General features: G+C 63.5%; 13 protein-coding genes. 2 read left to right on the top strand and 11 right to left on the bottom strand.

The genetic code is table 11. From position 1 onward, the window contains the following. Positions 1 to 3: 3 nt before the first annotated feature. The 3 genes from NKH06_RS18300 to NKH06_RS18290 all read right to left on the bottom strand — a co-directional run bounded on the left by NKH06_RS18300 (position 4) and on the right by NKH06_RS18290 (position 7089). Positions 4 to 2415, bottom strand: a complete 2412-nt coding sequence (locus NKH06_RS18300) for a circularly permuted type 2 ATP-grasp protein (protein ID WP_023809975.1) — start codon at positions 2413 to 2415, stop codon at positions 4 to 6. A 6-nt stretch (positions 2416 to 2421) separates the two neighbouring features. After that, positions 2422 to 5781, bottom strand: a complete 3360-nt coding sequence (locus tag NKH06_RS18295) for a transglutaminase family protein (protein WP_352893628.1) — start codon at positions 5779 to 5781, stop codon at positions 2422 to 2424. A gap of 111 nt (positions 5782 to 5892) precedes the next feature. Further along, positions 5893 to 7089: an acyl-CoA dehydrogenase gene (locus tag NKH06_RS18290; RefSeq protein WP_352441916.1), complete on the bottom strand. Its 1197-nt coding sequence runs from the start codon at positions 7087 to 7089 to the stop codon at positions 5893 to 5895. A 137-nt stretch (positions 7090 to 7226) separates the two neighbouring features. Here NKH06_RS18290 and NKH06_RS18285 point away from each other — a divergent pair, with 137 nt between their 5' ends. Next, the gene (locus NKH06_RS18285; protein WP_352441915.1) at positions 7227 to 8138 is read left to right on the top strand and encodes a LysR family transcriptional regulator; all 912 of its coding nucleotides are present in this window, start codon (positions 7227 to 7229) and stop codon (positions 8136 to 8138) included. On the opposite strand, the gene NKH06_RS18280 is transcribed toward NKH06_RS18285, so the two are convergent. From NKH06_RS18280 to NKH06_RS18245, 8 genes are all read right to left on the bottom strand, one after another. After that, positions 8139 to 10463 (bottom strand): Tex family protein, encoded by a 2325-nt coding sequence (locus NKH06_RS18280; RefSeq protein WP_352893626.1) that lies wholly within the window; start codon positions 10461 to 10463, stop codon positions 8139 to 8141. 129 nt (positions 10464 to 10592) lie between these two features. Then, complete coding sequence (locus NKH06_RS18275; RefSeq protein WP_352893624.1) at positions 10593 to 11774, bottom strand: serine hydrolase domain-containing protein; 1182 nt, start codon at positions 11772 to 11774, stop codon at positions 10593 to 10595. A 36-nt stretch (positions 11775 to 11810) separates the two neighbouring features. Beyond that, positions 11811 to 13007, bottom strand: coding sequence for a serine hydrolase domain-containing protein (locus tag NKH06_RS18270; RefSeq protein WP_352893623.1), 1197 nt, complete (start codon positions 13005 to 13007; stop codon positions 11811 to 11813). 68 nt (positions 13008 to 13075) lie between these two features. After that, entirely contained in the window at positions 13076 to 14110 is a 1035-nt protein-coding gene (locus NKH06_RS18265; protein WP_023809982.1) for an ABC transporter substrate-binding protein, read from the bottom strand. A gap of 23 nt (positions 14111 to 14133) precedes the next feature. Beyond that, on the bottom strand, positions 14134 to 14934 hold the full coding sequence (locus NKH06_RS18260; RefSeq protein WP_023809983.1) for an ABC transporter permease: 801 nt from the start codon (positions 14932 to 14934) through the stop codon (positions 14134 to 14136). Beyond that, the gene (locus NKH06_RS18255) at positions 14927 to 15847 is read right to left on the bottom strand and encodes an ABC transporter permease (protein WP_352441910.1); all 921 of its coding nucleotides are present in this window, start codon (positions 15845 to 15847) and stop codon (positions 14927 to 14929) included. The genes NKH06_RS18260 and NKH06_RS18255 overlap by 8 nt, the downstream gene beginning before the upstream one ends. Before the next feature lie 2 nt (positions 15848 to 15849). After that, on the bottom strand, positions 15850 to 16944 hold the full coding sequence (locus NKH06_RS18250) for an ABC transporter ATP-binding protein (RefSeq protein ID WP_352441909.1): 1095 nt from the start codon (positions 16942 to 16944) through the stop codon (positions 15850 to 15852). Positions 16945 to 17085: 141 nt separating this feature from the next. Beyond that, positions 17086 to 18765 (bottom strand): amidohydrolase, encoded by a 1680-nt coding sequence (locus NKH06_RS18245; protein WP_352893622.1) that lies wholly within the window; start codon positions 18763 to 18765, stop codon positions 17086 to 17088. A 156-nt stretch (positions 18766 to 18921) separates the two neighbouring features. Here NKH06_RS18245 and NKH06_RS18240 point away from each other — a divergent pair, with 156 nt between their 5' ends. Continuing rightward, positions 18922 to 19683, top strand: a complete 762-nt coding sequence (locus tag NKH06_RS18240) for a TetR/AcrR family transcriptional regulator (RefSeq protein ID WP_352893621.1) — start codon at positions 18922 to 18924, stop codon at positions 19681 to 19683. Positions 19684 to 19707 lie beyond the last annotated feature (24 nt).

The following is a 19707-nucleotide window of genomic DNA, read 5'->3' as shown; positions in this document are numbered from 1 at the left end:
GCTTTATCCGAAATAGGCTTTGGCGAGGCTGTTGTAGAGGCCGCCGATTTCATAGGCGAGGTCGTCCAGCGCCTTTGCGGTCATGTCCGAAGGCTCCTTGATGGCGATCTGGGTGTTGAGCTGCAGGATTTCCTTCGCCGCCGGCGACATTTGCCCCTCCCCGCCGAGCGACGGCAACAGGCCGATTTCGGCCTTCAGCCTTTCAAGTTGGAACAGGATGGAGCGCGGGTTAAGCGGATCGAGCGCCAGCAGGTCGATCACCGTGCGCCGACCGGCCTGCACCGGATATTGGCGGCGATGGGTCATCACGCTGTCGCCGATTTCCAGCATCATGTCGAGCGCGCCGTCCGGCGCCTTGGCGCTGGTCAGCCGCGACAGCGTGCGGGAGATCTGGATACCGCGCTCCAGCCGGCGGCCAATCTCGAGGAAGCGCCAACCGGCGAAGCGGTACATGTTCTCGTGCAGCAGGCCGGAAAAGCCGGCGAGCTTACGCAGGATGACTGTCATCGCCCGGGTCGCGTCGTCGCCGGGCGCGACCGTCGTTGCGAACTGATGGATGGTTTTCGACAGGTCCTTCAGCGCCAGCCAGCCATCGGGCGAGAAGCGGTCGCGGATCTGCCCGGCACTGTAGACCGCGCTATCCAGCGTGCCGATCAGCCCTGACGGGATCGCTGTCTCCACATCGATGCCGAAAGGTTCGAGATAATCCCTGATGTCGGCGAGCAGCGGCATATCCGGGTCGGAGGTTTCGGCCAGCCGCACATGGTAGGCGCGCAGGATGCGCACCGTGTCTTCCGAGCGCTCGATATAGCGGCCGAGCCAGGTCAGGTTCTCCGCCGCGCGACTGGGCAGGCTGCCGGGCCTGGTGCGGCTGAAACTGTCGCCTTCTTGCGGCAGCAGCGTCTCGCGCTCCACCGGTTTGTCGCTGACAACCCAGACATCCGCCGCCTGGCCGCCACGCTGCATGGCGATCGCCGTCGGGTCGAGCGACAGGCCGATACGGGCAAAACCGCCCGGCATCACCGTCCAGCCCTCCGGCGTTCGCGCCAGGTAGACGCGCAGGCTCGCTGGCCGCGGCTCCAGCCAGCCGCCGACATAGACGGGCGTCGTCGAAAGCGTCACCGCTTCCTGGCCGACGAAATCGCCGCCATCACGTTCGATGCGCGCCACCAGTTCCGCCCGCTCCCCGGCCGACAGAGCCGAGCCTAGCTTCGTTGAATCGTCGTCCTCGAAGGCAAGCCTCGTCGACAGCGCCGGCCCGATCACCATGCGATCGATATTGGCCAGCACATGCGCGCGCTCGGTAGCTTGCCCGCACCACCATGTCGCGACACTTGGCAGCAGCAATTCCTCGCCACGCAAGGCCCGTGAAATCTTGGGCAGGAAGGCAAGCAGCGCGCGCGTCTCCATCAGGCCAGAGCCCAGCGCATTGACGGTAGCAACCGCGCCCTGGCGGATCGCCTCGACCAGGCCCGGCGTTCCGATCTGCGAATCCGGGCGCAGTTCGAGCGGGTCGGCGAAAGCGGCGTCGAGCCGCCGCCACAACACGCTGATCGGCATCAGGCCGGAAACCGTGCGCACCATCAGCCGGCTGTCGGAGACGGTCAAATCCTCGCCTTCGAGCAGCATGATGCCGAGGTAGCGGGCGATGTAGGCGTGTTCGTAATAGGTTTCGTTGAGCGGCCCCGGCGTCAGGATGGCGACGCGGCCGTCGGTCTCCTTGGCCATGCCGATCAACGCATCGCGAAAACGGCGGAAAAAGCCGGCAAGGCGGTGCACATGCATCTCGCCATAGATGTCGGACAGCGCGCGTGTGGTGGCGACGCGGTTTTCCAGTGCGAAACCGGCGCCGGACGGCGCCTGCGTGCGATCGCCCAGCACCCACCACTGGCCGTCAGGTCCACGGCCGAGCTCGAAGGCGCAGAAATGCAGGAAGTGGCCGCCGGCCGGCCTGGTGCCGACGACAGGCCGCAAATATTCGGGGCTGGCGGCGATCAATCCCGCCGGCAGGATGCCTTTCTCGACCAGCCGGTTCGGCCCGTAGATATCGGCGATGGTTTCCTCGAACAGTTCGGCGCGCTGCACGAGGCCGGCGCTGATCGCCGCCCACTCGCTCTCCTCGATGAGAACCGGGACATGCGCCAGCGGCCATTCGCGCTCATTGGCACCGGCCTTGTCGTAGACGCGGTAATAAACGCCGGCATCGCGCAGATACTGGTCGGCGCGGGCAAAGCGCTGGCCGAGCTTTTCAGCGCCGAGTTCCTCGAGCGCCTCGACAAAATGCTTCCAGACCGGGCGAGGATTGCCTGACGCATCGACCATCTCGTCGACGACGCCGTCGATCGGCTGGTAGTGCTCCAGCAGGCTGTGGGTCCGCGGCTTGCCGTGTCCCCTCTTGTGATTCCCCTTTGCCATCGCTGATCAGAGTCTTGCCGGCCGCCGAAGGTCAAGGGTCATCGGGAAATCTTCCGCCGGTTGTTCTTCACGGATCACATAGGCGGATGGCGTATGGCCGCGCGGTTCGAAGCGGGCGAGCCGCCGAGCTTCCGCCTCGTTGCCATTGACCGGAAAGGTGTCGTAATTGCGCCCGCCGGGATGGGCGACATGGTAGACGCAGCCGCCGACCGCACGCCCCGACCAGCGGTCATAGATGTCGAAGACCAGTGGCGTGTTGACCGGCAGCGCCGGATGCAGGCCCGATGCCGGCTGCCAGGCCTTGAAGCGGACACCCGCCACCGCCACTTCGCGATTATCAGTGACCTTCATCGGCACGATGCGGCCGTTGCAGACGACTGCGTGGCGCTCCGGGTTCAGCCCTTCGGTCTTGACCTGCAGCCGTTCGACCGAGGAATCGACGAAGCGCACGGTGCCGCCGATCGCGCCTTGCTCGCCCATCACATGCCACGGCTCCAGCGCCTGGCGCAGCTCCAGCTTGATGCCGGCATGCTGAACCTCGCCGCAGAACGGGAAACGGAATTCGAGCTGGGCGTCGAACCATTCGGGCCTGAATTCGAAGCCGTTGAGCTTGAGGTCGTCGAGCACGTCGAGGAAATCGGCCCAGACATGATGCGGCAGCATGAAACGATCGTGCAGTGAGGTGCCCCAACGCACGAAGCGGCCATCGAGCGGGCCTTTCCACGCACGTGCGATGATGGCGCGCACCAACAGTTGCTGCGCCAGCGACATGCGTGCATTGGGCGGCATCTCGAAGCCGCGGAATTCGACCAGCCCCAGCCGACCGGTCGGTCCGTCCGGCGAAAACAGCTTGTCGATGCAGATTTCCGAACGATGCGTATTGCCGGTGACGTCGGTCAACAAATTGCGGAACAGCCGGTCGACCAGCCATGGCAAGGGTGCGTTGCCCTGGTCTGGATGCGGCACCTGCGCCATCGCGATCTCAAGCTCGTAGAGCGAGTCGTGACGCGCTTCGTCGAAGCGTGGCGCCTGGCTGGTCGGCCCGATGAACAGGCCAGAGAACAGATAGGACAGCGACGGATGGCGCTGCCATTGCAGCACCAGGCTCTTCAACAGGTCCGGCCTTCGCAGGAACGGGCTGTCATTGGGTGTCGCACCGCCGACCACGACATGGTTGCCGCCGCCGGTGCCGGTGTGGCGCCCATCGATCATGAACTTGTCGGCGCCAAGCCGTGTCTGCCGCGCTTCCTCATAGATCGCCGTCGTCGTCGCCACGCAATCCTGCCAGTTGGAAGCAGGATGGATGTTGACCTCGATGACGCCGGGATCAGGCGCAACGCGGATGACGTTGAGGCGCGGATCGTGAGGCGGGCCGTAGCCCTCGATATGCACGGGAAGGCCGATCGCCTTTGCCGCGTTCTCGGCCGCCGCGACCAGTTCGAGATAGTCTTCCAGCGCCTCGACAGGCGGCATGAACACGCACAGCCGCCCGTCGCGCGGTTCGACCGAAAGCGCGGTGCGCACAGCGCCGCCAATCTCGGTGATCTCCTGCTCGACCCGCTCCTGCTGGCCGGTCGCAGCGGTGAACGATGCCGCCTGCTGGCGGCGCGCCATCTCGTCGGCGCCTTCGAGTTCGGCTGGAGTCGGTCCGGCCAGTATGGCTTCACGCGCGGGCAGCGGGCCGCGTGGTAGCGACGGGTCGACCGGCACGATATAGGGGAATTGCTCGGGCGGCACATAGGGCAACGTGCCGAGCGGCAGCCGGTAGCCGACCGGTGAATCGCCTGGCACCAGGAACAGCCGGCCGCGCCGCGTCTTCCATTTTTCCGAGCGCCAGCGCGGATCCGATGCCTGGCTGTTCCAGCGCTGGACGGGCAGCACATAGCCGGACGGTTTGGTCAGCCCGCGTTCGAACACTTTCGCCATGCGGCTGCGTTCTTCCGGATCCTCCAGCCTGGAGTTGGACGGATCGACATTGTCGGGCAGCTTGCCTTCCTTGAGCAGCCATTCGGCCGGATCCTCATAGGCTTCGCTGACCATGGCCTTGTCGATGCCGAGTTCGCCGGCAATCGCGGTGAGCAGGCTTTCGGCCTGCTTCGGGCCGATATCGGCCTCGCTCTTTTCGCGTGCGATCAGCGACGGATCGCTCCACACCGGCTGGCCGTCGGCACGCCAGTAGAGCGAAAAGGTCCAGCGCGGCAGGCTTTCGCCCGGATACCATTTGCCCTGGCCGTAATGGAGAAAGCCGCCGGGCGCGAAGCGCTCGCGCAGTTTACGGATCAGTTCGTCCGCCTTTTCACGCTTGGTGGGACCGACGGCGGCGGTGTTCCACTCGGCCGACTCGAAATCGTCGATCGACACGAAAGTCGGCTCGCCGCCCATCGTCAGCCGCACGTCGCCGGCAGCAAGCGCTGCATCGACCTTGTTGCCCAACGCGTCGAGCGCCTGCCAGCTTTCGTCCGAAAACGGCTTGGTGATGCGCGGATGCTCGGCGATGCGGTCGACCCGCATCTCGAAGCCGAATTCGACATTGGCGAAGCTCGCCATGCCGGAAATGGGAGCCGCGTTGCGGAAATGCGGTGTGGCGGCCAGCGGCACATGGCTTTCGCCGGTGAGCAGGCCCGAGGTCGGATCGAAGCCGATCCAGCCGGCGCCGGGAAGATAGACCTCGCACCACGCATGCAGATCGGTGAAGTCTGTCGCCGTTCCCGGCGGACCGTCCAGCGCCACCAGATCGGGCTTCAACTGGACCAGATAGCCGGAAACGAAGCGTGCCGCGATACCGAGATTGCGTAGGATCTGCACCAGCAGCCAGCTCGAATCCCGGCAAGACCCCTTTTTCGCTGCCAAGGTCTCTTCCGGCGAGAACACCCCGGTTTCCATGCGCACGATATAGGCGATCTCGCGCTGCAGCCGCGCATTGAGGTCGACCAGGAAATTGACGGTGTTGGCTGCGCTGCGATCGATGGTCTTCAGCAGCGCCGACAGCAGCGGTCCCGCCGGTTCCGGGGTGCGATAGATGGCGAGATCGTCGCGGATTTCTTCCGGATACTCGAACGGAAACGCCTCGGCCGACGGCTCGACGAAGAAATCAAACGGGTTGTAGACCGTCATGTCGGCGACGAGGTCGACCTCGATCTTCAACTCCGTCACCGGCTCCGGAAAGACGAAGCGGGCGAGGAAATTGCCGTAAGGATCCTGCTGCAGATTGACGAAATGGTTCGCCGGCTCGACCTTGAGCGAATGACTGAGTACCTTGGTGCGGGAATGCGGCGCCGGCTGCAGCCTGATGATCTGGGGCCCGAGAACCGCCGGCCGGTCATATTTGTAATGGGTCAGGTGATAGACGGCTGCCAGAATTGCCATGAAGCCCCGGAATTCAGCGTTTCAACGATTTCGCCGAACCCTGACACATCAGGCCGCCATTCTCCAAGCAGAGATGTTGCGGTGCACCTAATTTAAGCAACGGTTGCCGGCTCAGAAAAACGCCTGTATCCCCGTCTGCGCCCTTCCCAGGATCAGCGCATGCACGTCATGCGTGCCTTCATAGGTGTTGACCGTCTCCAAGTTCTGCGCGTGGCGCATGACGTGGTAGCCGATCTGGATGCCGTTGCCGCCATGCATGTCGCGGGCCTGGCGCGCAATATCGAGCGCCTTGCCGCAATTGTTGCGCTTGACGATCGAGATCATTTCCGGCGCCATCTTGCCTTCATCCAGCAACCGCCCGACACGCAAGGATGCCTGCAATCCCAGCGCGATCTCGGTCTGCATGTCGGCGAGCTTCTTCTGGTAAAGCTGCGTGCCGGCCAACGGCTTGCCGAACTGCTTGCGGTCGAGACCGTATTGGCGGGCGCGGTGCCAGCAATCCTCGGCGGCGCCCATCGAGCCCCAGGAAATGCCGAAGCGAGCCCGGTTGAGGCATCCGAACGGTCCGCCGAGGCCTTTTGCGTTGGGCAGCAGCGCGTCCTCGCCGACCTCGACGCCTTCCATCACCACTTCGCCGGTGATCGACGCCCGCAGCGACAGCTTGCCCCCGATCTTCGGCGCCGAAAGCCCCTTCATGCCCTTTTCCAGCACGAAGCCGCGGATCTCGTCCTTGCCGTTCTCGCCCTTCAGCTTCGCCCAGACGACGAACACATCGGCGACCGGCGCGTTGGAAATCCACATCTTCGAGCCGGACAGCTTATAGCCGTTGGCGGTCTTCTCGGCGCGTGTCTTCATGCCGCCCGGGTCGGAGCCGGCATCCGGCTCGGTCAGGCCGAAACAGCCGATCCACTCGCCGCTGGCAAGCTTGGGCAGGTACTTCTTGCGCTGCTCGTCCGAGCCATAGGCGTAGATCGGATACATCACCAGCGACGACTGCACTGACATCATGGAGCGATAACCCGAGTCAACACGTTCGACTTCCCGCGCGACCAGCCCGTAGGTCACATAGTTCGCGCCAAGCCCGCCGAATTCCTCGGGGATGTTGATGCCGAGCAGGCCGGCCTCGCCCATTTCACGGAAGATCGCGGTGTCGAATGTCTCGTTGAGGTAGGCATCCTCGATTCGCGGCGCCAGTCTGTCGGCGGCGAAGGCGGCCGCACCGTCGCGCACCATGCGCTCGTCTTCCGAAAGCTGGCCCTCGATCAGGAACGGATCTTCCCAGACGAATGCGTTCTTGTCGGCGGCCATCGCGTTTCTCCCAAACAATGCATGTCGCTCAAAATGACGGCATGCATGAAGCAAAATCTTGGCCCGTTCTATCGGCTTGCGCCTCGAAAAAATCAAACGAAATTGATTCACCGATCAATGAGCGTTAGGAATGGATCATGAGTGTCCAGCGCCGCCTTTTGCCCAACATAAGCGCCCTTGCCGCCTTCGAGGCTGTGGCCCGGCTAGGCAGTTTCACCGCTGCCGCCCAGGAGCTCGATCTGACCCAGGGCGCGGTCAGCCGGCAGATCAGGTTGCTGGAAGATCAGTTCGGCCGCCGGCTATTCGAGCGCGACAGCCGCAATGTCAGGCTGTCGACATCGGGCGAAATCTACGCCGAGGCGGTGCGTTCAGCACTTGGCCAGTTGCGTGACGCAGCCCTTGGATTGATGAGCAATCGGCATAGCGGCATCCTGAACCTTGCCATATTGCCGACCTTCGGCACGCGCTGGCTGATGCCGATGATCCCCGATTTCGTCGAAAACAACCCTGACATCACCATCAACTTCGTCACCCGCGTCGGCCGCTTCGACTTCGCCAGGGAGAGGCTGGATGCCGCCATCCACTATGGCCTGCCGGACTGGCCGGAGGCCGACTCGACACTGCTGGTGCGCGAAACGGTGGCGCCGGTGGTATCGCCCGAATTCCTCGCCGGCCGCGCCATCGCCACACCGGCCGATATCGGCCGGTTGCCGCTGCTGCATATGGCGACGCGCCCTGGCGCGTGGACGGAATGGTTCGAGCATCAGGGCCTGAGCGCACCGACGGGGCCCGGCATGCAGTTCGAGCAGTTCGGCACCGCCGCCCAGGCCTGCATGGCGGGGCTCGGTGTGGCGCTGCTACCGCTGATCCTCATTGCAGGCGAATTGCAGCGCGGCCAATTGGTGCCGGCGCCAGGCCAGCCCATGCAAAGCCGCAGCGCCTACTATCTCGTCGTCCCACACGACAAGCGCGGCCATCCGCCGGTCGCCAGTTTTCGCGACTGGCTGCTGAGACATGTCGAGAAGGAGCCGGCCGTTCTGGCGTGGTAACTACTTTCGCTTCAGCGCATCGGCCAGCGCCGCGCCGAACGCACCTTGCTGCGCCGGCCTTTCCGGCTGGCGCTGCGGCGTCGGCGAACGCGGTGCCGGCCTGCCGCCTCCGGTATCGCGCGGCCCACCTTTCGACGCGCCGCCTTCGCCACCATCCTTGCGCATGGATAGCGCGATGCGCTTGCGCTTGATGTCGACATCAACGACGCGCACCTTCACCACATCGCCGGCCTTGACCACCTCGTGCGCGTCCTTGATGAACCGGTCGGCCAGCTGAGAGACATGCACCAGCCCGTCCTGATGGACACCGATGTCGACGAAGGCGCCGAAGGCGGCGACATTGGTGACGGTGCCTTCCAGCAGCATGCCGGGCTTCAGATCCTTGATATCGTCGATGCCGTCGGCAAACGTCGCCGTCTTGAAGCCCGGACGTGGGTCGCGGCCCGGCTTTTCCAGCTCTGCCAGGATATCGCGTACCGTTGGCAGGCCGAAACGCTCATCGACGAAAACGCGCGGATCGAGCGCCTTGAGTGCTGTACTGTCGCCCATCAACGACCGCACATCGCGCCCGCAGGCGGCGACGATCTTCTTGGCCACGCCATAGGCCTCCGGATGCACCGACGAGGCATCGAGCGGCTCGCTGCCATTGGCAATGCGCAGGAAGCCGGCGGATTGTTCGAATGCGCGAGGTCCGAGCCGCGGCACCTTGAGCAGGTCTTTGCGGCTGGCGAAGGGGCCGGTCGCATCGCGATGCGCGACGATCGCGTCGGCCAGAGACGCGCCGAGACCTGAAACGCGCGCCAGCAGCGGCGCCGAGGCGGTGTTGAGATCGACGCCGACGGCGTTGACCGCGTCTTCCACCACCGCTTCCAGCGAGCGGCCGAGACGGTACTGGTCGACATCATGCTGGTACTGGCCGACGCCGATCGATTTGGGCTCGATCTTGACCAGTTCGGCCAGCGGATCCTGCAGCCGCCGGGCAATCGACACAGCGCCGCGCAACGACACGTCGAGACCAGGGAATTCCGCCGCCGCCGTCGCCGATGCCGAATAGACCGAGGCGCCGGCCTCGCTGACGATCACTTTCAAGGGCTTCGGCCCACCATCCGCCGGCATGTCGGACAGCATGTCCGCCACCAGCTTTTCCGTCTCGCGGCTGCCAGTGCCGTTGCCGATCGAGATCAGCTCGACCTTGTGCAGGCGGATGAGCTTGGCGAGTTCGGCCTGGGTGCCGCGCACATCGTTCCTCGGCGGAAACGGATAGACCGTCGTCGTTGTCAGCACCTTGCCGGTGCCGTCGACCACCGCCACCTTGACGCCTGTGCGGATGCCGGGGTCGAGCCCCATCGTCGCGCGCGAACCGGCAGGAGCCGCCAGCAGCAAATCCTTCAGATTGCGGGCAAAGACATGGATCGCCTCTTCCTCGGCTCGCTCGCGCAGATCGCGCATCAAATCGAGCGTCAGGTGCAGCGACAGTTTTATGCGCCAGGTCCAGCCCGCCACCTCCATCAGCCATCTGTCACCCGGCAAATTGCCGCCTATAGCATAGGCGTTGGCGATCATCCGCTCGACCGGCTTCACCGGCGACGTATCATCGGCATCGACCTCGATGTCGAGCGACAGCACTTCCTCGTTGCGGCCGCGCAGCATCGCCAGCGCGCGATGGCTCGGCACATTTGTCCAGCGCTCGACATGGTCGAAATAATCGGAGAACTTCGCGCCGGCCTCCTGTTTGCCGTCGACCACCCTGGCCCGCATGAAGGCGCGTTCCTTCATGTAGGTCCGCAATTTGCCGACCAGATCGGCATTCTCGGCGAACTGTTCCGACAGGATGTCGCGCGCGCCGTCGAGCGCCGCCTTGGCGTCGACCACCTCTTCGGTCAGATAGGCCAGCGCCAGTTCGGCCGGCGCCAGCGCGCGATTCGCCAGGATAGCTTCAGCCAGCGGGCCCAGCCCGCGCTCCCTGGCGATTTCAGCCTTCGTGCGGCGCTTGGGCTTGTAGGGCAGATAGATATCTTCCAATTCCGCCTTGGTGCTGGCGGCGGCGATCTTGCCTTCAAGCTCCTCGGTCAGCTTGCCCTGTTCGCGGATCGAGCCAAGGATGGTGTCGCGGCGCGCGTCGAGCTCGCGCAGATAGGCAAGCCGTTCGGCAAGGTCACGCAATTGCGTGTCGTCGAGCCCGCCGGTGACTTCCTTGCGGTAGCGCGCCACGAACGGCACTGTCGCGCCCTCGTCCAGCAGCCCGATCGCCGCGGCCGCCTGTTCTGGCCGCGCGTTGATCTCGGCCGCGATGATGGCTGCGATGCGCTTGATGTCGGATGCCATGTCGTTCCTGCTCTCATCGAAAAGAGCGGCGACCATAGGCGCAGACGTCCGGCCCGCCAACCGCCGCGCTTTGATCAGCCCGGCGGGTCCACAGGAAAGCGTGCGCTAATGTGGCGGCTCGGGCCCAGTCTAGACCATGCGGCTCAGCGCCTCGAAGAAGGCGACGATCTCGACATCGAGCGGATCGTCGACCGGCTCGGGCTGCGACGACATCTTGGCGATCACCACTTCGGTCCTGGGATCGACATACAGCCACTGACCATGGATGCCGATGCCGCAATAGGCGCCGCTCGGCAAACCGGTCTGGTACCATTTGTTGCGGTAACGGCCTTTGGGAAACAGCGGCAGCATCGCGCCGCGCTGCCAGGCGTCTGCACTGCCGCCAGTGCTTGTCGTGTCGCGTACCCACACCTCGGGCACGATGCGGCGGCCATTGGCCACCCCGCCTTGCCGCATCATCTCGCCAACACGCGCCAAGTCGCGCGGCGTCACCGAAATGCCGCCGGCAGTGCGCGCCGTGCCCTCCATGTCGACGCCGATCGAGGCTTCGCTGACAGCGCCGAGCGGCAGCCACAGCTTCTCGCGCATCAGGTCGGTGAACCGCTGGCCCGACGCGCGCTCGAGCAACAGGCCGAGCAGGTCGGAATTCGGCGAGCGGTAGCGGAAGGTCTGGCCATGCGGCTCTGCAAGGCGTTGCAAGGTCAAAATGAATTCGCGCAGGCTCTCCGTGCCGCCGCCCGGATTCCACAGCGTGGCGCGACGATAGCGGGCGAAAGCGCTCTCCGGATCGAGATAGGCCTCCTCGAAATCGAGGCTGACGCTCATGTCGAGCACATGCCGCACGCTCGCATCGCCATATGCAGAGCCGGCAGCTTCAGGGATGTAGGCCGTCACCGGCGCTTCCGGGTCGAACACCCCCTCGCCTTGCAATATGCCGGCGATGATGGCTGTCACCGACTTGCTGATCGAGAAGACGATGTGGCGGGCGCCGAAATCCATATGCGGGGCGAACCAGTCGCCGACGATCTTGCCGCCTTTCATCACCGTCAGTGCGTCGGTGCTCGAACGTGCGAGAAATTCAGCCACCGTCTCCGGTGTGCCGGCGATCACGACCTTCTCGCCGAGTAGGCCGCCCATATCGCGCACGGGGGTTTCGACAACCCCCGACGTCGCCGCCACGCGGGCGGTCGGCACCAGTTCGCCGAGATTCTGGAACGACCACCGGTTGAACGGGTTCTCGCGCCAGTTGGCGAGCACCACCTGGTTGCGCCGGAAGCCATAGCGGGTCTCGAACACGGTCTTGCCGGTCATGGCGTTTCCTTCCGGGTCGTTTCTTCTTTGTGGGGCTCAGCGAAGTGCCGTGGCGATAGCGTGCACGGCCTTCAGCGTTGCTATGGAATAGGCACCATTGGCGAAATCCGGCCAGGTCGAAAGCTTCACCACGACCATTCCGGTGTTCCAGTCAATATGGATCATCTGACCGAACACGCCGCGGCACATCAGTGCGCGCGAGCGCGGGTCCTCGATCCAGAACTGGTTGCGATAGCTGCCCTCCGGCAGGCTGGGGCTGAAGTCCGGCCCATGCCTGCCGTTGCGCGTCGCCTCGACCCAGCCGGCCGGCACGACGCCGCCACCATTGTCGAGGATCAGCTGGCCGAAGCGGCCATAGTCGCGCAGCGTCGCGTTGAAGCCGCCGTCGGCCACCGCATAGCCGGCGTTATCGACCGTGAAGCAGGCGCTTTCATCAGCGCCGAGCTTTTGCCAGAGTTCTTCCGAAACCAGCTGCGGAAGCCGTTTGCCCGTCACCCGTTCCATGATGAAGGCAAGCACGTCGGTCTCGATCGAGCGGTATTCGAATTGGGCACCATGCGGCCGGATCGCTTCCTTCAAGCCCAGGATCAGCTCGAACATGTGCGATGGCCAGCGAAAGGCCGGATCGCTGCCCGGCGGCACCGGCTTCCAGCCGGTGGCGACATCGACCTGCCCAATGTCCGAATAGCGGTCGGTGTATTCCTCGGAGAAGCGGACGCCGCTGGTCATGTCCAGCACATGCTGCACACTGGCGCCGGCCCAGCCGGTAACACCGAGCTCCGGCAGGTAGTCCGTTACCGGTCTGGCCGGATCGATCAGGCCGCGCCCAACCAGTATGCCGAACACCGAACCGGTAAGGGACTTCGCCATTGACTGCGACAGGTGCAGCGTGCGCTCATCCATGCCGTTGAAGTAGCGCTCATAGGCGACCTTGCCGTCCTTGAGCACCAGGAAGCCGTCCGTATAGGTCTCGTCGAGCAGCCCGGCGAGCGTCGTCGGCGCGCCTGTGCTGTCCTCGACCGTCAGCCCGTCGAGATCGGCCTCGGCGCGTTCGAAGCGGTGGCGATGGCCATTGCCGCGCCAGACTTCGGCGGTCGGCAGAATTTCACGGATGTTCTGGAACGCCCAGCGGTTCCACGGCGGCCGGTCCCAGTCGAGCTTCGGCGGTACCATGGCGGGCGGCGAGCCCTGCATGATCGGCGGCCGCGGATCGGAATTGCGATAGGAGTCCATGACGGCCGAGTCCTTTGAACATGAAAACGGACCCGGCGGCGTGTGCCGCCGGGTCCGTCGAACCCAGTTTATTTCTGCAACTCGGTCCAGATCTTGGTGTAAATTTCCTGGGTCTCCGGCGAGCACATCTGCTGCAGCTCGCCGCGTGGCTTGTCCGCGGCCGGAATGATGACTTCGGGCGCGTCCTTCATGTCGGCCGGCATGTACTTGTCCGAGCCGGTGATGGCATTGGCGTAGCGATGGAAGGCCGAGAGACCTGCCGCGTTTTCCGGATCCATGATGAAGTTCTGGAAAAGCTTGGCGTTCTCGACGTTCTTGGCTTCCTTCAGAACGACGACGTTGTCGCTCCACAGGCCGAAGCCTTCTTTCGGATAGTTGTAGTGGATGGCCGGGTTGGCCAGCCGCTGGCGCAGCGCCGAGCCGTTCCAGTCGCTGGTCGCCTTGAAGTCGCCGGCGCCCATCTTCTCGATGGTGTTGTATTCCATCGCGATCCAGTTCGGCTTGGCCGCCACCAGCAGGTCGCGCACCTTCTTCAGCACCGCCTTGTCGTCGGTGCATTGCTGGCCGCCGACATACTTGATCGCGGCGAACATCACATCGCCCATCTCCGGAACGACATTGACCTTCCCCTTGAGCTCGTCAGGCGTGTTGAAGATGATACCCCAGCTATCGGCCGGCCCCTTGTAGGCATCGGTGTTGACGACCACGCCGATCGTGCCCCACGCCCATGGAACACTGTATTTGCGACCCGGATCGAAATCGGGATTGGCCCATTCCGGCGCCACGTTCTTGAAGTTTTCCATCTTGCCAGGATCGGTCTCCTGGATGAGGCCTTCCTTGATCCAGATCGGCACGTAGGTCTGCGACGGCACCGCAATGTCGAAGCCGGTGCCTCCCTGGCGAACCTTGGCCAGCGCGGTGTCGTTGGAATCGTAGTCGGTGATGGTCACTTTGACGTTGTATTTGGCCTCGAACTTCTTGATCACGTCGGGGCTGGTGTAGTTGCCCCAATTGTAGATGTTGAGCACGCCGTCGGCGCGGGCCAGGCCCGTCGAGGCGAGCAACGCCAACCCCATGGCGGTTGCTGTTGTCTTCCAGTTCATGGTTTTAACTCCCATTTTTCGGTTCAGTCTCGTTTCCTGCTGACGAAGAAAAACAACGTGACGATCGCGACCGAAAGCAGCAGGAAGGCGGTCGATATCGCGTTGATCTCGGGTGTGATGCCGCGGCGGATCTGGCCGAGCATGTAGGTGGGCAGCGTGTCCTGGCCGCCTGATTTGACGAACTCGGTGATGACGACGTCGTCGAGCGAGATGACGAAGGCCAGCATCAGCCCGGCCAGGATGCCGGGCCACAGAAGCGGCAGCGTGATGCGCCGGAAAGCCTTCCAGGGCGTCGCGTAGAGGTCGGCTGCGGCACGCTCCAGCGTCAGGTCCATATTCTCAAGCCGCGCCCGGATCGGCAAATAGGCAAAGGGAATGCAGAACGCCGTGTGCGCGGCGACCAGATAGCCGATGCCGGAATAGCCGGTGAAGATCTTGATGCGCGAGAAGAAGATCAGCAGCGCCACGCCGGTGACGATCTCGGGCACCATCAGCGGCTGGTTGATCGCCGCATATTTGAAGGTGAGGCCGGGATAGGGCGCGGTGCGGGTGGTGGCGAGCGCCGCCATGGTGGCAAAGATCGTGGAGAGCACCGCCGCGATGGAGCCAATCTGGAAGGAACGCAGCGTGGCATCGACGACCTGCGTGTTCTGCCATGCCGACTGGAACCATTTCAGCGAAAAGCCGCCCCATTCGGAGGTCGAGCTCGCCGCGTTGAAGGCATAGATGACCAGCACGATGATCGGCAGATACAGCACGATAAAGCAGGTCGCGGCGATCGCGGTGAATCCTGGCTGGTGCTTGATGGAAAAGTTCTTAGCCATGACGTACCCCCGACTTGCCGGCATTGCGCACATAGGCAAGCAGCGCCACCATGACGATGATCATGACGGCGATCGACAGCGCCGAGCCGAGTGGCCAGTTGCGGCCCTGCCCGAACTGCAATTCGATCAGGTTGGACAGCATCATGTTCTTGCCGCCGCCAAGAACGCTCGGTGTCACATAGGCGCCAAGCGCTGGAATGAAGACCAGTATGGAGCCGGCGATGACGCCCGGCTTGACCAGCGGAAAGATGATCCGCCGCAGCACCTGGAAGCGCGACGCGTAAAGGTCGTACCCCGCCTCGACCAACCGGAAATCGAGCTTTTCCATGCTGGCATAGATCGGCAGCACCATCAGTGGCAGGTAGACATAGGCCATGCCGATCAGGATCGCCGTGTCGGTGTAGAGTATCTGGATGGGCGCCGAGATGATGCCGAGCTTGAGCAGGATCGTGTTGACGATGCCTTCGTTGCGGATGATCTGCAGCACCGCGAAGGTGCGGATCAAAAGGTTGGTCCAGAACGGAATGGTAATCAGGAACAGCCAGAGATCGCGGGTCTTTTCGCTGCGCGTCGCCATGAAATAGGCGGTCGGGAAACCAAGCACCAAAGTGGCGATCGTCGTCACCACCGAGAGCTTGATCGAGCGCAGGAAGATGGTGACGTGGGCGGCGGCGATCGAAAGCGTGTCGTCGAAGATATCGCGTTCCAGAAACACCGATGTCCAGGCTTCCGGCGAGAACTGCCACTTCACGTCGCCATAGGAGCCTGGCGTCAGGAACGAGTAGACGAGCACGATCAGCAAGGGGCCGGTCGCGGCGAGGAAAATGACCAGCAGCGCTGGCGCTGACAAAAGCCAGCGGTCACGGACATCGCGCCGCTCCGCTGCCTTGGCGACTTCTTCCGCGGTCGCCATCGTCAGTCCTTCAGGACCTGAGCGGCATCGCTGCCGATGAGGATGCCGACTGCGTCGCCCTTCTCGAAACCGCAGCCCGCGCTGCGCGTGTTCTGCTGGCGTACGGTGAAGAGTTCGCCACTGTCGAGATGAACATGGATGTGGGTGTCGGTGCCGAAATAGACGATGTTTTCGACCGTCCCCGACAGTTCGCCCTTGGCCTTGGTCAGCTTGGCGTGTTCGGGCCGAACCACCACCGTGGCGTTGGATTTGGGCTGGAAACCCTGGGCCACGGTCGCCTCGATGGTCGCACCGGATTTGAGCGTGGCGCGCGCCTTGCCGTTGGCCATCTCGCTGATGGCGGCGGTGAGGAAGTTGGTTTCACCGATGAAGTCGGCGACGAAGCGCTCCGCCGGCTTGTCGTAGATATCCCAGGGCGAACCGACCTGCAGGATCTTGCCCGATGACATCACCGCGATGCGGTCTGACATGGTCAGCGCTTCTTCCTGGTCGTGGGTGACGAAGATGAAGGTGATACCGGTCTCGTGCTGCAGCCGTTTCAACTCGATCTGCATCTCCTTGCGCAGCTTGTAGTCAAGCGCCGACAGCGGCTCATCGAGCAAAAGCACCTTCGGCTGCGGCGCCAAAGCGCGGGCCAAAGCCACGCGCTGCTGCTGGCCGCCGGAGATCTGGCTGGTGCGACGACCAGCGAGTGCCTCCATCTTGACCAGCTTCAGCATCTCGGCGACGCGCGCCTTGATCTCCGCCTTCGGCTTGCCCAGCATTTCCAGGCCAAAGCCGATATTGTCGGCGACCGTCATGTGCGGGAACAGCGCATAGGACTGGAAAACGGTGTTGACCGGCCGCTTGAAGGGCGGCAGCGGCGCGATGTCCTGGCCGTAGAGCAGGATTTCACCGGCGGTTGGAAAGTCGAAGCCGGCGATCAGCCTGAGCAACGTCGTCTTGCCGCAGCCGGATGGCCCCAGCAACGTGAAGAATTCGTTCTCCCGGATAGATACCGAGACCGTGTCGAGGGCAGCTACCTGCCCCTCACCTGATCCGAAAATTTTGCTGACGTTTACTACTTCAATCGCATTCCGATCCGGTTTGTCCGGCACGATTACGCCTCACTGTTGACCCCGCTCTTGCTGGCGGAGCTCTTCCCCTGTTCGATGTGACCACATGGCCGGTGGGTTGGCAAGCCCGGCATTGGGTCACAGTTCAATCAGTCATTGAGGCCTGCAAGCCCCATGCCATAGTCAGGCCTGATAGGTGACCTTGCCGCCGCAAATCGTCGTCACCGGCCGCACCTTGTGCAGGTCGGCCGGGGCGGTGTTCTCGATATCCATCGACAAAACCACCAGATCGGCCATGTAGCCTGATTTCAGCGTGCCCTTGCGGTGCTCGGCGAATTCGGCGTAGGCGCCCTCGATCGTGTAACCGGCGATCGCTTCATGCAGTGAGAAACTCTGGTCCGGGTCGCTTTCTGCCCACGGTTTGCGCAACACTGCCGCCTGAATGCCCAGGATCGGATCGATCGGCGACACCGGCCAATCGGATGCGAAGACGACATGCGCGCCGGCATCCTTCAAGGTCCGCCAGGCATAGCTCAGCGGCCAGCGCGCCGGCCCGATGCGCGATACCGTCGGCTCCAGCGGAAAATCCATTGCGCCGGGCGGATGCGGCGGTTGCATGGAGGCAATGACGCCGAGTTCGGCGAAACGCGGCACATCAGCGGTGGTGGTGACCTCGATGTGCTCGACGCGGTGACGGCTGTCGCGCTTGCCGTTCGCCTTCTGCGCCGCCTCATAACCGTCGAGCACCGCGCGCACCGCGCCGTCGCCGATCGAGTGCACGGCGATCTGCAACCCGCGTCTGTCGACCGCGACGGCCAGATCGATGAATTGTTGCGGCGTGAACAGCGGCTCGCCAACCCAGTCCGGGCGGTCGGCATAGGGCTCGACCATTACAGCTGTCCAGGAATCGAGAACGCCGTCGTAGAACACCTTGACCATGCCCGACGACAGCCATTCGCTGTTGTAGCGTTCGGCCATATCGGACGCCTTGTCGAGCATGTCGAGCGTCATGAAATTCTTGTAGTGGAACGGGATCTTGACGCGGCAGGGCAAACCTTCCTCGGCGTCGATCTCGGCCAGCAGCTCAAGTTGATAGAGATTGCCGTCCATGTTCTGGATCGAGGTGATGCCGTGGCGGGCGCACCAGGCGAGCCCGCGCCGCATGATGTCGCGGTCGGCGTCCCGCTCGGCCGTCGTCGGCATCGGGTCCGGCTCGCCGCCGGTCGACAGCCCCAGCCGCACCCGGCCTTCGCCGGCAAGGTCGAGCACCGGGCCAAAGGCCTCGCCTTCGCGCAATTCACCCGCGGCCAGTCCGTCGTCGCCCATGACGATCTCATTGCCAGGGCCGAGCGTGCGCCCCTGCAGGATGCCGGCCATTTCCAGCGCCTTGGTGTTGGCCCACATGGTGTGATGGTCGGGCGCCGCCATGCAGAACGGGCGATCGGGCAAAATGGCGTCGAGGTGATGGCGCGTCACGCGCTCGCTGCCGAGCACGGTGTAGTCGACGCCTTGGCCGACCAGCATCTTCGCGTCGGGCCGGGTCGGCGCATAGTCGCGGATCGCCTTCTGCAGCGCCTCGAAGCCATGAATACCGGTGAGTTGAAGGTGGGCAAGTTCAGCCCCGCCCGAAAACAGATGCATGTGGGCTTCGATGAACCCCGGGACCACCGAACCGCCCTTGGCGTCGATCACCTTGGTGGCCGGTCCCTTGAACTCTTCGATGGAGGCGCGGCTGCCGATGGCGATGATGGAGCCGTCCTTGACGGCGACGGCCTCGGCGGCGGGATTGTCGTCGTTCATGGTCCGTACACGACCGTTGATGACGATCAGATCCGCATTGTGACCCGCACCTGTGACAGACATCGCGACTCCGCGCTTTTGACGACTGACTGGGACCGACAACCCCTCAGGTCCAACGACCTGCCACTCCACCGGAGCGGCGCCATGGGACGAAAAAGAATGCCAGCGCGCTGTCTTGGAAATTCCCCTTGTCATCCCAGGAGGCAGCGTGGATAAAGAATGCGACTGATTATTCGCGTTTGTCAACATACCGAATCTGGAATGTATTGTGGACAGCAAGCTCCCACCATGTTGAGACCAGGCGGGGAACGAGGACATCGGACAGTGAAGCGCAGTCTCGACCGCAAAACCAGGATAGCGCTCGAACCGCGCAAACAGCCGCGGCAACAACGCTCCAGCAAGGTGGTCGACCGGATTCTCGACGCAGCGCTGGTCTTGACGCGCGAGCAAGGAACCAAGACGCCGACGACGCTCGCCATTGCGCAGCGCGCAGGCTTGTCGGTTGGTTCGATCTACCAATACTTTCCCAACAAGGAAGCCATTCTTCTGGACCTCGCCCGGCGCTGGCTGTCATCCTTTCCCGAGGTGATCGCCAGGCGTATCAAGGTCGCCCCGCCCACCAACCGTGAAGAGTTTCGGCGCGAAGTGCGCAAGCTCTTCATCGATACCTCCAGGATTTATCTCGAAAACGCCACCCTGATGCCGGTGATCGAGGCTATTTCAGGCAATGCCGACCTCAGGCCGATCCAGGACGAATATGACGAGCAGATCATCGCCCTCTACGCCGCATGGCTGCAGCATGTGAACCCGGCGCTTGAAGACAAGATCGCCAGCCGGCTCGGCGTGCTGATGATGGACGTCGGGCACGCCTGCCGGCTTGTGGGGCTGAAAAGGGACCGCAAGACATACGACCTCATCGAGGACGATGTGGAAAGAATGTGGCTCGCCCTGGTGAGCCCTTATCTCAATCTTGAATCTTGACTGATTTCACACTTCGAGAGGAAT

It is taken from the genome of Mesorhizobium sp. M1342, from assembly GCF_040317955.1.
In the GTDB taxonomy this organism is placed as follows: Bacteria; Pseudomonadota; Alphaproteobacteria; order Rhizobiales; family Rhizobiaceae; genus Mesorhizobium.
This window is presented reverse-complemented; position numbering and strand designations above follow the sequence as displayed.